This window comes from Mesorhizobium sp. M7A.F.Ca.US.006.01.1.1, assembly GCF_003997935.1.
GTDB lineage: Bacteria > Pseudomonadota > Alphaproteobacteria > Rhizobiales > Rhizobiaceae > Mesorhizobium.
The window spans coordinates 1-14,368 of sequence record NZ_RZQL01000021.1 but is presented as its reverse complement, the minus strand read 5'-3'; the positions used below and the strand labels follow the sequence as shown (position 1 = coordinate 14,368).

11 protein-coding genes are annotated in these 14,368 nt (G+C 63.7%); 6 read left to right on the top strand and 5 right to left on the bottom strand.

Features of this window, described 5'->3' with window-relative positions; genetic code table 11:
* The first annotated feature begins 14 nt into the window (after nt 1–14).
* From EN943_RS06335 to EN943_RS06310, 6 genes are all read left to right on the top strand, one after another.
* Nucleotides 15–2,045 carry a hydantoinase/oxoprolinase family protein gene (locus EN943_RS06335; protein WP_127411947.1) on the top strand — a complete coding sequence of 677 codons (2,031 nt, stop codon included), beginning with the start codon at nt 15–17 and terminating at the stop codon, nt 2,043–2,045.
* A gap of 11 nt (nt 2,046–2,056) precedes the next feature.
* Nucleotides 2,057–3,754: a hydantoinase B/oxoprolinase family protein gene (locus EN943_RS06330; RefSeq protein ID WP_127411946.1), complete on the top strand. Its 1,698-nt coding sequence runs from the start codon at nt 2,057–2,059 to the stop codon at nt 3,752–3,754.
* 4 nt (nt 3,755–3,758) lie between these two features.
* On the top strand, nt 3,759–3,950 hold the full coding sequence (locus tag EN943_RS06325; RefSeq protein ID WP_127411945.1) for a hypothetical protein: 192 nt from the start codon (nt 3,759–3,761) through the stop codon (nt 3,948–3,950).
* Between the two features lie 97 nt (nt 3,951–4,047).
* Nucleotides 4,048–5,352 (top strand): 4-aminobutyrate--2-oxoglutarate transaminase, encoded by a 1,305-nt coding sequence (gene gabT / locus EN943_RS06320; protein ID WP_127411944.1) that lies wholly within the window; start codon nt 4,048–4,050, stop codon nt 5,350–5,352.
* The gene (locus tag EN943_RS06315) at nt 5,349–6,803 is read left to right on the top strand and encodes an NAD-dependent succinate-semialdehyde dehydrogenase (protein ID WP_127411943.1); all 1,455 of its coding nucleotides are present in this window, start codon (nt 5,349–5,351) and stop codon (nt 6,801–6,803) included. The genes gabT and EN943_RS06315 overlap by 4 nt, the downstream gene beginning before the upstream one ends.
* A 364-nt stretch (nt 6,804–7,167) precedes the next feature.
* Nucleotides 7,168–8,514 carry an FAD-binding oxidoreductase gene (locus EN943_RS06310; RefSeq protein ID WP_127411942.1) on the top strand — a complete coding sequence of 449 codons (1,347 nt, stop codon included), beginning with the start codon at nt 7,168–7,170 and terminating at the stop codon, nt 8,512–8,514.
* Nucleotides 8,515–8,571: 57 nt separating this feature from the next.
* Here the strand turns inward: EN943_RS06310 and EN943_RS06305 are convergent, their stop codons facing one another.
* The 5 genes from EN943_RS06305 to EN943_RS06285 form a co-directional block, all read right to left on the bottom strand.
* On the bottom strand, nt 8,572–9,840 hold the full coding sequence (locus tag EN943_RS06305) for a D-tagatose-bisphosphate aldolase, class II, non-catalytic subunit (RefSeq protein WP_127411941.1): 1,269 nt from the start codon (nt 9,838–9,840) through the stop codon (nt 8,572–8,574).
* A complete protein-coding gene (locus tag EN943_RS06300; protein WP_127411940.1) occupies nt 9,840–10,826 on the bottom strand; it encodes a sugar kinase in 987 nt (328 codons plus the stop codon). The genes EN943_RS06305 and EN943_RS06300 overlap by 1 nt, the downstream gene beginning before the upstream one ends.
* 37 nt (nt 10,827–10,863) lie before the next feature.
* A complete protein-coding gene (locus EN943_RS06295) occupies nt 10,864–12,081 on the bottom strand; it encodes an ROK family transcriptional regulator (protein ID WP_127411939.1) in 1,218 nt (405 codons plus the stop codon).
* Between the two features lie 167 nt (nt 12,082–12,248).
* Complete coding sequence (locus tag EN943_RS06290) at nt 12,249–13,262, bottom strand: substrate-binding domain-containing protein (RefSeq protein ID WP_127411938.1); 1,014 nt, start codon at nt 13,260–13,262, stop codon at nt 12,249–12,251.
* Nucleotides 13,263–13,306: 44 nt separating this feature from the next.
* Nucleotides 13,307–14,275, bottom strand: a complete 969-nt coding sequence (locus EN943_RS06285; protein WP_127411937.1) for an ABC transporter permease — start codon at nt 14,273–14,275, stop codon at nt 13,307–13,309.
* Nucleotides 14,276–14,368 lie beyond the last annotated feature (93 nt).

Genomic DNA, 14,368 nt, shown 5'->3' with positions numbered 1-14,368 from the left:
GAAATGAGGACATAATGCCTGACAGGAAAATCATCGGCATCGACATCGGGGGAACGTTTACCGACTTCGTTTCCTACGATGCGGCGACCGGCACCATCGAAAACTGGAAGAACCTGACGACCCCCTCCGAACCGATCGAAGGCGTGCTCCAGGGGCTCGCACAGTTGGAGGATGTCGCAAGCGTCGACAAGATCCGTCTCGGCACGACGATCGCCACGAACGCGCTGCTGACGAGGCGCGGCGCAAAGGTCGCCTATGTCACGACCACCGGCTTTCGCGATGTCCCCTTCATTCAGCGCGGCGACCGCCGCAGTCACTACGACATTACCTGGATCAAGACCAAGCCGTTGATGAAGCGCGCTGACACCTTTGAGATCGGCGGGCGTTTCAGCGCCAAGGGCGAGCTTGTCACGGCGCTCGATGAGGCGGCCGTGCGCGAGGTCGCCGCAACGATCAAGGCCGACGGCACGATCGAGGCGATCGCCGTCTGCACGCTGTTTTCCTATATCGACCCGAGTCATGAGCAGCGCATCCGCGACATCCTCGCGGAAGAACTGCCCGGCATGCCGATCTCGATTTCCTACGACGTGCTGCCGAAGTGGAAGGAATACGACCGCGCCTCCACCACGATTGCCGATGCATATCTGAAGCCCATCGTCTCCGACAATTTTCACCGCATGCAGAAGCGCCTCGATAGCATCGGCATCGGCGACAGGATCGGCGTGATCAAGTCGAACGGCGGTGAATCGACGCTGAAGGGTGCCGCCGAAGCGCCGGTGCAGATGACGCTCTCCGGCCCGACCGGTGCGGTCGTCGCCACCCGCGTCCTCTCCGAACTCACCGGCATCAAGAACCTCGTTACCTTCGACATGGGTGGAACCTCGACCGATTGCTCGACCGTCGTGGACGGCATGGAGCATGTAACGACGAGCTTCGAGATCGAATGGGGCCTGCCGATCCAGATCCCGATGATCGACATCCACACGATCGGCGCCGGCGGCGGCTCCATCGCCTGGATCGACAAGGGCGGCATGTTGCGCATGGGCCCGCAATCGGCTGGTGCGGCGCCGGGGCCTGCCTGCTACGGCCGAGGCGGGGAGAATGCCACGGTGACGGACGCCAATGTCGTGCTCGGACGCATCAACCCCGACTACTTCCTGGGCGGCAAGATGAAGCTCGACGCCGAGGCGGCGCATCGCGCGGTCAAGACGATCGCCGACCAGCTCGGCCTCGAGGTCGACGCGGCTGCCTTCGCCATGGTGCAGATCGCCAACAACAACATGCTGGGCGCGCTGCGTGCCGTTCTCCTCCAGCGCGGCCTCGATCCGCGTGACTTCTCGCTCGTCGCCTCGGGCGGGGCGGGGCCGGTGCATATCTGCGACCTGATGGATATTTCCGGCATTCCGCAGGGCATCGTGCCCAACTATCCCGGCCAGTTTTCCGCCTTCGGCTTCATCATGACCGATGCGCGCGTCGACCGGCATCGAACGGTACAGCAGATCTCGAAATACTTCGATGGTGCCCGTGCAACGGCGGCAATGACGGAACTGGTGGATGGCGCCATTGCCGAGCTGGTCTCCCAGGGCTACCAGCAGAAGGTGGAGGTCTACCGCTCCATCGAGGCCCGCTACTTCGGCCAGAACCACGAGCTGGAACTGAGCTTCCCAGCCAACCACTTCACCGAGGAGACCATAGCGGGCCTCTGGGAACGCTTCCACGAGGAGCACCAGAACCGCTTCGGCTTCTCCATCCCCGGTGAGACCATCGAGACGGTCAATCTCAAGGTCGTCGCCGTCGCCGTTTCCGAAAAGCCGAAGATGCGGGAACTCGAAAAGGGCGAAGGCACGCCGGCGTCCTCCGGCAGCCGCAAGGTACGCTTCGAGGACGGCTGGCACGAGGTAAGGACCTACGACCGCGGCACGTTCAAGCAGGGGCAGACCGTCGCCGGTCCCGCCATTGTGGAGGAAAGCGCCTCCGTCACCATTTTGCAGCCGAAACAGACGCTCCGCGTTGACCGGCTCGGCAATCTGATCATTTCGGCCTGAGGAGTACCATCATGGACTTCGTTACGATGAACATTCTGGAATCCAGCATGGTCTCTCTCTGCAAGGAGATGGGGATCGTGTTGATGAAGACGTCCTATTCGACGATCTTCAACGAGGCGCTCGACTTCACCTGCGGGCTTGCCGACATGAACGGCGACATGATCGCCGTCGCCGACTATTGCCCGGCGCAGATCGGCGGCATGCCGTTGCTGGTCAAATCCTGCCTCAAGGAAATCCCGATCGACGAGATCGAGGAGGGCGACGTCATCCTGCACAACGACCCCTATCGCGGGGGCCTGCACACGCCGGAGCATACCTTCTTCAAGCCGATCTTCGTCGAAGGCGAGATCATGGGCTTTGCCGTCGCCATCGGCCATATCGCCGAAGTCGGCGGCATGGCGCCCGGCGGCTTCTGTGGCGAGGCGACGGAGATCTTCCAGGAAGGCCTTCGCATCCCGCCGGTCAAGATCAAGAAGCGCGGCAAGGACAATATCGAGGTCTGGAAGCTGCTTCTCGCCAATGTGCGGACGCCGCGCGTCAACTATGGCGATCTGCGCGCCCTCATCGCCGCCGTCGACCTCGGCGAAAAGCAGATGGCGCAGATCTACCAAAAGTACGGCAAGGAGAAGATCAAGGAGACGGTCAACGACCTGTTGCTCTATTCGGAGCGCCGCATGCGCGCCGAACTGGAAGCGATCCCGGACGGCATCTATGCCTTCTCCGACACGATCGAGAGCGACGGTATCGACGCCGACCGCACCTACACAGTCGCCGTCGAGGTGCATAAGCGCGGCGGCGAGATCATCGTCGACTATCACGGTTCCTCGCCGCAGGCCTCCGGCCCGATCAACGCCACGCTCGGCGTTGCCACATCGGCGGCCTACAACGCCGTGCTGCACATGACCGACCCGACGATACCGCGCAATTCCGGCTGCTTCCGGCCGATCCGCGTCATGGCGCCGCCCGGCACCATCGTCAACGTGGACTTCCCCGCGCCGGAAGTCGGCGGCAACACCGAAACCCATCCACGCATTGTCGGCACGATCCTCGGCGCCATGGCTCAGGCGATCCCGAACCGGGTGATGGCGGCGGAGGGTGCCACCCATTGCAACTTCGTCTTCGGCGGCGTCGATGCCGACACAGGCGAGTATTTCGCCTGCTACGACCTCGAAGCGGTCGGCTGGGGCGGCCGCGCCTTTGCCGACGGCAATGACGGCGTCGACTCGATCAACGGCAATTGCCGCATCACGCCGGTCGAAGTCTACGAGACGCGCTTCCCCTGGCGCATCGAAAGCCTCGCCTTCAACGTCGATGCCGGCGGTGCCGGTGAATATCGCGGCGGGGTCGGCTACTCCAAGCAGATGCTGTGCCTCAACGACGAGATCATCTGCTCGCAGATGACCGACCGTCACCTTTTGGCCCCCTGGGGCCTGAATGGGGGCACGGAAGGCGGTCTCGGCGCGACGCTGGTCATGAAGTCCGGGCGAAGCGACTGGCAGACGATGCGCGAGGCCTATGGCAAGGCCTCGACCAGCCGCTACTCCAACGTCTCCATTCGCCGCGGCGATCGCGTGCGGCTCGTCACCCCTGGCGGCGGCGGCTACGGCGAGCCCGCAAAGCGCGATCCGGCGGCTGTCGCGGAGGATGTCCGCGAGGGCTATGTCTCGAAGGCGGCCGCCCACAAACACTACGGCTATCAGGAGGCCTGAGACCATGAAGTTTTCGCTGAACGGACTTTACATCGAAAGCTACACGAAATGCGCCAATTGCGGCGTGCTGATCTACGACGCCTCGGCCGAGGATTCCGCCCGCAGGAAGACGCATGACGGGAGCATCTATTGCTCTCAGGAATGCGTCGACTGGAAGATCGAGCGGGACGCCCGCCGCGCCAAGGCTGCAGTCTAGGCATTGATGCGCCGGCCCCGTCCGTCAGGGATGGGGCCGACCAGTTCAAGCGCCGCGATAAGCGCCGCGCCATAACAAACTGTCCAAGGAGATACCCATGTCCACCAACGCTGCCTTCACGGCGCGGCGCGCTGCCGCCATTCCGGCTGGCCTGTCGAAACATCTCGACGTCTATATCGAGAAGGCGGAGAACGCCGAACTGTGGGACGTCGAAGGCAAGCGCTACATCGATTTTGCCGCCGGCATCGCCGTCAACAACACCGGCCATCGCCATCCGAAGGTGGTCGAGCGCGTGCGCAAGCAGCTCGACAAGGTCACGCACACGTCGTTCCAGACCACGCCCTATATCGACTATGTCACGGTCTGCGAGAAGCTGAACGAGCTGGTGCCGGGTGACTTCCCGAAGAAGACTTTTCTCGTCTCCACCGGCGCCGAGGCCGTGGAGAACGCCGCCAAGATTGCCCGCGCCGCAACCGGTCGCTCGGCCTTCGTCGCCTTCTCCGGTGCTTTCCATGGCCGCACGCTGATGGCGATGACGCTGACCGGCAAGACCAATCCTTACAAGGCCGGCTTCGGTCCGCTGGTGCCGGATGTCTTCCACCTGCCGTTCCCGATCCCCTATCACGGCATTTCCGAGCAGGAATCCCTGGTCGCGCTCGACCGCTTCTTCCGCTCCGAAGTGGATCCGACACGCGTCGCCGGCATCTTCGTCGAACCGGTGCAGGGCGAGGGCGGTTTCTACCCGGCGCCCGTCACCTTCCTGCGCACGCTGCGCGAGATCTGCGACAGGCATGGCATCCTGCTGATCGCCGACGAGATCCAGACGGGCTTCGCCCGCACCGGAAAATTGTTCGCGATGGAACATGCCGGCGTCGCCGCCGATATCGTCGTCATGGCCAAGGGCCTTGGCGGCGGCTTCCCGATCGCCGCCGTCACCGGCCGCGCCGATGTCATGGACAAGATCCCGATGGGTGGCGTCGGCTCCACCTTTGCCGGCAATCCGCTATCCTGCGCGGCGTCGATCGCGGTGCTGGAGATCATCGAGGAAGAGAAGCTGATCGACCGCGCCAACGAGGTCGGGCGCCGGCTGAAGGCGGTCTTCGAGGGCTGGCAAGAGGGCAACGAGTTTTCCTGCATCGGCGAGGTGCGCGGCCTTGGCGCCATGGTGGCGATCGAATTCGTGCGTGACCGCGAGACGCGCCAGCCTTGGCCGGAACTGGTAAAGGCCATCACGCACACCGCCGCCGAAAAGGGCCTGCTGCTGCTCTCCTGCGGCGTGCATGGCAATGTCGTGCGCGTGCTGACGCCGCTGACCATACCCTTCGATCATCTCGACGAAGGCATTGCCATCCTCAAGGACAGCCTGCGGGCGGCGCTGGAAAAGGTGGGGAGCGGACAATGACGCTCGCGTTGCTTCACGACCAGGCCTTCATCGATGGCGCCTGGGCCGGCGCGGACTCGGGCGCGACCTTCGAGGTCCGCAATCCGGCGACGGGCGCGGTTCTCGCCCGTGTCGCCGATCTTGCAGCCGCCGACGTCGAGCGAGCGATCCTTGCGGCCGAGCGCGCCCACGTGGACTGGCGCCAGCGCCCGGCCAAGGAACGGGCCAAGCTGCTGCGCGCCTGGTTCGACCTGATCACCGCCCACACGGAAGACCTTGCCTGGCTGATCACAGCCGAGCAGGGCAAGCCGCTTTACGAGGCCCGCGGCGAGGTTGCGTTCGGAGCGTCCTTCGTTGACTGGTTTTCCGAGGAGGCCAAGCGCGTCTGCGGCGACGTCATCCCATCCGCTGGCCGCGACCGGCGCTTCCTGGTGCTGAAACAGCCGATCGGCGTCTGCGCCGCCATCACGCCCTGGAACTTTCCTCTGGCGATGATCACCCGCAAGGCGGCGGCAGCGCTCGCCGCCGGCTGCACCATGGTCGTCAAGCCCTCCGAGGAAACGCCGCTGACGGCGCTCGCCATAGGCGAGCTTGCCATGCAGGCCGGCATTCCGGCCGGCGTGCTCAACATCGTGCCCTCGAAGGATGCCGCCGGCATCGGGCGCCTGCTCTGCGAGCATCCAGTGATCCGAAAACTCTCCTTCACCGGCTCGACAGCCGTCGGCAAGCTCCTGATGCGGCAGTGCGCCGATACGCTCAAAAAACTGTCGCTGGAACTCGGCGGCAATGCGCCGTTCATCGTCTTCGACGACGCCGACCTCGATCTCGCCGTCGCCGGTGCCATCGCCTCGAAATTCCGCAATTCCGGCCAGACCTGCGTCTGCACCAACCGCATCTATGTGCAGGACGGCATCCACGACGCCTTCGTGGCAAAGCTGACCGAGCAGGTTGCCAGCCTGAAAGTCGGCGACGGCGCTGCGCCGGAGGTGGTGCAGGGTCCGCTCATCAACGCGAAAGCCGTGGCGAAAGTGGCAGAGCTTGTCGGCGACGCCGTTGATCGCGGCGCGCGCATCGAGACTGGCGGCAAGCCGCATGCGCTCGGCGGCACCTGGTTCGAGCCGACCGTGCTGAGCGGAATGCAGGCGCCGATGCGGCTGGCGCAGGAAGAAGCCTTCGGTCCAATCGCCCCGGTCTTTCGATTCAAGGACGAAGCGGAAGTCATCCGCCTCGCCAACGACACGCGCTACGGTCTGATGGCCTATTTCTACGCCCGTGACGTCAACCGCATCTGGCACGTCCTGGAAGAATTGCAGTTCGGCATGGTCGGCATCAACGAAGGCCTGATCTCCACCGAGCTTGCCCCCTTTGGAGGCGTCAAGGAAAGCGGCTTCGGCCGCGAAGGCTCCAAGTACGGCATCGATGAATATGTGGAGCTGAAATATGCCTGCTTCGGTGGGCTGAAGGTGGGATGAGGCATGGACGACCATCTCGCGAGACAGGAGCAGGCCTTGAAAGGGACTGAGATGGGCCGGCCGCCGCGAATAAGCGTGCTCGGCATCGCCGGTGCTATCCGAGATCAGGAACCTCGTATTCGCCACGGTTTCTCGGGGCACGGCTTGCACAGTCGCCAGCCTTTGGCCGGCGATTTCAGAACTCATTGTCCAGAGGGGCTTCCGAACCGCGGTCTGTCGCCGTCGTTCTCGGCAAGCAGTAGCTGACGATCAATCTCCTCGCGTGGTATCGACATTTCACGGCGGCCGGATATCGCTGCCCCGATATCGCTGCCAGGTGCGTAGACCGGATGCCGCCGCGGAATACCAGGAAGGATAGTGCTCTTTGACAATCTTCCCCTTCACCGAAGCCACCCCGATCCAGTTCCAACAGCCCCTGCCGAAGGGCTCGGACGTGGTGATCATCGGCGGCGGGGTCATTGGCGTGACCACGGCACTTTTCCTGGCGCGACGGAACGTCTCGGTGACGCTGCTGGAAAAGGGCCGCATCGCCGCCGAGCAATCCTCGCGCAATTGGGGCTGGATCCGGCAGCAGGGCCGCGATGCCGACGAACTGCCGATCGTCATCGAAGCGCAGCGCCTCTGGCGGCAACTGGCGCAGGAGTGTGGCGAGGACATAGGGCTGAAGCAGACGGGCGTCACCTATCTTGCGCGGACGGACAAGGAGATGGCCGGTTTCGCGAAATTCCTGACGATCGCCCAGGCTCATGGCGTCGACACGCGTCTCCTCGACCAAGGTGAGTTGGCAAGCCTGATCCCGGCCATGTCGGGACCGTTCAAAGGCGCAATGACCACCCTATCGGACATGCGCGCCGAGCCTTGGGTCGCGGTGCCCGCGCTTGCTCGCCTGGCCGCCCGCGAAGGCGTGACGATCATCGAGAATTGCGCGGCACGTATGCTCGACATCGCCGGGGGCCGCATCAGTGGCGTCTGGACCGAGAAAGGGCTCATCGCGACCTCGAGCGTCCTCGTCGCCACCGGCGCGTGGACGTCGCTCTTTCTGCGCGCCCACGGCATCTCGATTCCGCAGCTCAGCGTCAGGGCGACCGTCGCCGCGACAGCGCCGATGGCGGAAATCCACGCCGGTGCCGCCGCGGACGAACGCATCGCTTTCCGGCGCAGACAGGATGGCGGGTATACGCTCGCATCGGGAGGCAGTAGCCAACTCTATATAGGGCCGGACGCATTTCGCCATGCGGGCAAATATATCAGCGCCCTGATAGCCAATCCCTTCGGCACACGCTACCTGCCGGCGGCCCCGCGAGGATACCCGGACGGCTGGTCGACGCCGCGCAGATGGAACGCGGATGAAGAAAGCCCTTTCGAACGGATGCGCGTCCTCAATCCGGCTCCCGAAATGTCGGCGCTCCGCGCCATCGACCGCGGGTTCAGGGAGCTTTTCCCTCAGTTCACGACTGTACCGCTCAAGGCGAGCTGGGCGGGCATGATCGATGCGATGCCCGATGTCGTGCCCATCGTCGATCGCGCCGCTGCGATCCCAGGCCTCGTTGTCGCGACCGGGATGAGTGGCCACGGCTTCGGCATAGGACCCGGAATGGGCCGCATCCTGTCCGATTTGATCCAGGGCAACGAGACCCGGCACAATCTCCACAGGTTCCGTCAATCCCGTTTCAGCGACGGCAGCCCGATACGATTGGGACCATCGCTGTAAGTATTTCTGCCGCCAGCCAGCCCATCCGCTCTGGCCTTGAAGAACCGGACGAGGGGTTCAGGTGCCGCATGCCCGGGCGTAGACCTCGATGCTTCGCTGGACGTGATCGATCGCGATCTCTTCGCCGTCGCAGGCTCGGTCGGCCCAAGCGAGCGCCGAAGGCAGATGCTGGAGAAACAGCGTCACCGGCACCTTGCGGCCGTTCAGCGTATCGAAGAGCCGGTCGCAGGCGGCACGGGCTTGCGGGGTCGCCCAATAATATCGGATGCGATCGGAATAGGAGTAGTGGCGCAGCGTCCGTTTGTCGGCATCGCTGCCATGATAGTGGCTTGCCCAATTCTTGGGGGCGGCTTGCATCAGCTCTTCCATGGCGTGGTAAAGCGGCCGCTCGCCATAGCCAGGCACCAGGTCGGAAGCGATCAGGTCGAGCGCGTACAGCGCCTCGCGCAGTTTGAAGGTCAGCTCGGGGCCGACCTTGAGGATGGCGAAACCGTCCTCGACGAGTTCACGCAGCGGCCTCTCGCCCTGATAGTCCGTCGAATGAGCTTCGAAAATGAGCGACGGCAATGTGCTCAGGGTTGCCGCCAGGTCGCTGGCCTTGGTCCGATCGTAGAAAATCACATTCTGGTTGCCGAACTCCACGCCCGGCTGCACGACAAGCCCGATGACGCGGGAAAATGCGCTTTCAAGCCCGGCGGTTTGGAATGCCTGGGCGTGAATGGCATGTGTCTGGCTAGCCGCCTCCGGACTGGTCGGGGTGATCGCATCCAAAGCGTGATCGGCGCCACCGGGCGGCGGCACCTCCGTGCCGATGATGTAGACCGGGCTTGCCCCGCCGCTCTGCGCTGCCGCCTGTTCCGCGACGCCCGCCATTCTGGCCGCGCGCTCGGCCACCGTATGGTCGTCGAGCGCCGCCGGTTCACCCGCGCAGCCCATCGAGGCATCGAGGTGGAGCTTGCGGAAGCCGGCGCGGACATAAGCATCGACCATGGTCCCGGCCTGCGCCATCGCCTCGTCGGCGGGCCGGTCTTTCCAGGGATTGGGGCCGAGATGATCCCCACCAAGCACGATCAGCTCTTTCGGGCACTGCTCGGCTATCGCGAGCGCTTCCACCATCGCCGCGAAATCAGCCGGCGTCATGCCTGTATAACCGCCCAGGTGGTTGACCTGGTTGCACGTCGCCTCGACCAGGACGGTGGTGCCGGTTTCCCGGCCGTGGCGCAGTGCGGCTGTCAGCACCAACGGGTGCGCCGAGCACACCGAGGTCACCCCGATCTTCTTTCCGTCCCTGTGCCGGGTCGGCAAATCTTCGATCGCCACACGCATCAACTTCTTCTCGCCGTTCTTGCCATGAAATCTTCCAGCTCGGCCCGCGTGCCGGCTCCCTCCATGGGGCCGAGGCGTGTGACGTTGCGCGCCCCTGCCGCGTTGGCGAATTCGAGCGAAGTTCGCAGCGGCATGCCCAACCGCCGGCATGCGACATAGGCTCCGCCGAAACAGTCGCCGGCGCCGGTGGGGTCCGTTTCCTCGACGATGAGGCCGGGACAATCGGCGCTGGCGCCCGTGTTTTGACGGGCTGACGCGCCACGTTCACCGCGCTTCACGGCGATCTCCTTGACCCCTCGTTTGAACAGCGCCTCGATTGCGTGTTCCTCGCCATCCATGCCGGCGGCCAGGAACAATTCATTGCCCGACGGCAGCAGCAGGTCCGCTTCGTCCACCAGACCGGCGAATTTCTCCTCGGTCTGGCCGTGCGCCAGCAATTCCTTGCGCAGGTTCGGATCGAGCGACATCGTGCCGCCGCGCGCCTTGATCAAGGGGATCGCGCGTTCGGTGATCGCCCAGGCGGCGGGGCTTGCGAACACCGTTCCCATGATGTGGATATGCCCGCAACGCGCGATCAGCGCCTCTACCTGCGGGGTCCAGTCCAGTCGAGCGGCGGCGGATTTGGCGATGTTGTAGACGAAATCGCGACTTCCGTCCGTGCGGTAGCGAACAAAAGCGCTGCCCGTCGGATAATCCGCGGAAACAGCGATGGCGGAAGTGTCTACGCCGTCCCGCTTCAGGCGCTCCATGTTGACGGCGCCGAAATCGTCGTCGCCGACCACGCCCACCATCGCGGCCGCTCCGCCCATACGCGCGCATTGATCGATGAAGATGGCGGGCGCGCCGCTCGGAAAGGGACCAATGAGGTCGATAGGTTCCCGGAAGCCGGTGCCTGTCTGCCTCGCGACGATCTCCACCAGGATTTCTCCAATCGTCACGGTTGGCCCGAGCGAGTCCGGTGCAAGCGTTTGGGGGAGGTCGTTCATCAAGCGTCCAATCCTGGGTGTGGTGTCGTTTGCGGTTTCACGACGCCGAGGCGTCTGGACCGGAAACCGCGTCCTTGTTGAGCATCTGGTTGTCGAGCGACATGAAGCGCTGATGCATCATGCAAGCGGCTCCGAAGGCAGCTCCATAGATGGCGCTCTCGTTGAAAACGATCTCGGGGATGGGAAAGGTCGCGGCCTGGAGCTCGCGGATATGTGCATCGACGCGAGCGGCGACCAATGGATACAATTCCGCGACCGACCCGCCCAGCACGATGCGGTTAGGGTCGATCAGCCGCGAGATCTGCACGACTGCAAATGCGAACAAGACAGCCCATTCCTCGGCGAGCTGCACCGCTTGAGGAACACGATCGCGGACGTCACGCAGGAAGAAGTCCAAGTCGGCGTCCGGTTTGTACTGGCGATACGATGACAGAATGCGGTCGCGCCCGATGGCCTGCTCCAGATTCCGGTATGCCGGGTTCCGTGTCTTGAGGTGGCCGACTTCGCCGGCCAGGCCATTGCCGCCGCGGAACAACTTACCGTCGATCACGATTCCGCCGCCGACACCGTTCTCGATGACCATGAAGAAGGTGACGCCGCTCGCCGCTTCCGGCTGGCTGTAGGTGATGCCGATGCCGAATGCGTTGCCGTCATTTTCCGCGCATACCGGGATCTCGGCCGGAAGAAGCCCGCGGGCAAGGCCTGTGAGATCGACATTGCGCCATCCAAGGATCGGTGCGACGTGGATGAAACCGTCCTGGTTCATTTGTCCGGGCACCGCGATGCCGATGCCCTGACATCGCGCCAGGCTATCCTTCCGCATCTCGAGAAACACCTGTTCGATCGCCATGCGGACCGCGGCCTCCGGATCGCTGTCGTGTCCTTCGAAGCGCGTCATGGTGCTGCGAACGATCTTGCCCGCGAGATCGATCTCGACGCATGTCATATGTTCGACACCGATCTCTATGCCGGCGAAGAAAACGGCTTCAGGCACGATTTCCACGAGGATGCCCGGCCTTCCGGCCCTGGGCTGGCCCGCCGGATTCGTGACATCGTTCTCCGCTACTTCACGAACGAGTCCGGCCTCGACCAACTCCAGGACGATATTGCCGGCGGACGAGCGGTTGACCCCCATATGCCTGGCGAGATCGGCCCGGCTCAAAGGGCCGAAACGGTGGAGCGCGTTCAGCGTCGCTACCGAATTGCTCTGGCGGATCCTGCGAGGCGAGCTGCTGGCGAAGGTTGCATGGTTCATGGCGGACTCCGCATGTTCGTTCCCAGCCTATACTTCACCCGAGCTTGTTTTTCCTCCGGCAACGCAAAGTCCTCAAAAGAATGAACGGCCTGATGTCCGAAGCAAGCAATTCCCGCTGCGCCGGACGAAAAGGAGGATGCCGCGAGCGGCATCCTCCTGTTGGAGCGTCAATTGCCGACAAGCACCTTGTCGACATTCTCGGAGGTCACCGCCAGCCACGGCACGTAGTAATGCTGGTCCTTGCCGTCTTTCCAGGCGAGCTTGCCGCCGTTGACGTCCCAGACCGCCGCGCGCGGCTTGTAGCTGTCGCCGACGATCTTGTGCAGCGCGAGGTCGATCGCCCCTTGTGCTTGTCCGTTGGCATCCTGGAGGATGGACATCGACTGTTCGCCGCGCTTGACGGCCTCAAGCGCGTCCTTGATGCCGTCCACGCCGGCGACCGGAACCGTCTTGGGCTCCAGGCCGTGGTTGCGGATGCCCTCGATGGCGCCGACGGCCATCTCGTCGTTTTCGGCCAGGACGCCCTGGATCGCATCGCCATGCGAGGTCAGGAAATTCTCCATCAGCGTGATGGCCTCGGCGCGTGACCAGTTGGCGGTGTTCTGCTCCAGGATGGTCACTCCAGGATTTTCCTTCAGCACCTTCTGGATTCCTTCAAGCCGTTGCACCTGGGCCGATTGGCCCAGCATCCCTTCCAGGATCACGACCTTGGCCTGTGGGCCGGCCTTGTCGATCACGGCCTTGGCCAGCATTTCGCCGGCCTCGACATCGTTGGAATTGATGTAGGCATCGTAGAGTGCGGTGTTGGAAACCATCGTGTTGGAGCCGAACACCGGAATGCCGGCTGCCTTCGCGCGCTCGATCGGTTCATTGCCGGCGTCGATGTCGACGGGGATGAAGATGATCGCGTCGTATTTTTCGGTGATGGCTGTGTCGAACAGGTTCGACTGTGTCAGCACGTCCTGGCGACCGTCGAGAACCGTCAGCGTGGCTGTGCCGTCCGCAAGCGCGGGGTGCGCCTTGGCGGCATCGGCCCACAGAACATTGTACTCGGTATTGAGGCTCTGGACGATCGCCGCGATTTTCAGCGTCTTGGCGTCGGCCGAACTCCCCCCGAACACCATGCCTGCAAGGGCAAGGCCGGCCGCTGCTCCCATCAGGAAGCGTCTTGTCGTTCTCATGTGCATTTCCTCCATGTTGCGTGCGGCCGCGCCGCTTGCGCCTGTTACTCTCTCCCGGCTCGGGAGCGGTCGATCAGCACCGCGAGGACGATGATCGAACCCTTGATGATCTGCTGGTAGTATGAGGACACCCCCAGCAGATCGAGACCGTTGCTGATCATGCCGATGATCAGCACGCCCACCAGCGTGTAGCCGATGCGGCCGATGCCTCCGGTGAGGCTTGTTCCGCCAATGACCACCGCCGCGATGGCATCCAGTTCGTAGCCGATGCCCGCCTGTGGCAGGGCGGACGTCGTGCGGGCCGTCAGCATGACACCCGCGAGACCGGCCAACGCGCCCATGATGATGTAGACCGAAAAGATGATGCCGGTGGTGTTGATGCCGCTCGTCTTTGCACTGCGCGGGTTTCCGCCCACCGCATAGACCCGCCTTCCGTAAATGGAGTAGCGGAGGACGATCGCCGCGACAGCGAAGACGATGGCGAAAATGATCACCGGTACCGGTATGCCGAGCACGAGACCCTGGCCGAGCCAGCGGAATTCGAGGCTGAGATTTGGAATCGGGCGGCCGCCGCTGTAAAGCAGCGTCGCGCCGCGCGCCACGCTCAGCATTCCGAGCGTGGCGACGAAGGCCGGCACCTTGAAGTAGGCGATCAGGCTACCGTTTATGGCACCGCAAAGCGCGCCCATCGCGATGCCGGCCGCAACCGCCACGAGCGGATTGAATGCATCCGCGCCGGTGACCAGACTGGCCGCCACCGCACCGGCCAGCGCCAGGAGCGAGCCGATGGACAGATCGATGCCGGCGGTCAGGATCACGAAGGTCATGCCGACAGCCAGCACGCCGTTCATGGAGACCTGCCGCAGCACGTTCAGCAGATTGTTGGTGGACAGGAAGTTCGGCGATGCCAGCGACAACACGACGAACAGCAGGACGAACGAGATGACGATGCCATAGCGGGCGATAAACTTTCCCAGGTTCATGCCGCTCATGCTTTGACTGGCGGATACCATTGGATTCTTCTCCACGAAATGGATCGTCTGGCTAGGAAGCCAGATGAACGAGGGTTTCCTGGGTGGCCTCGGGTCCGGCGACCTCGCCTGCGA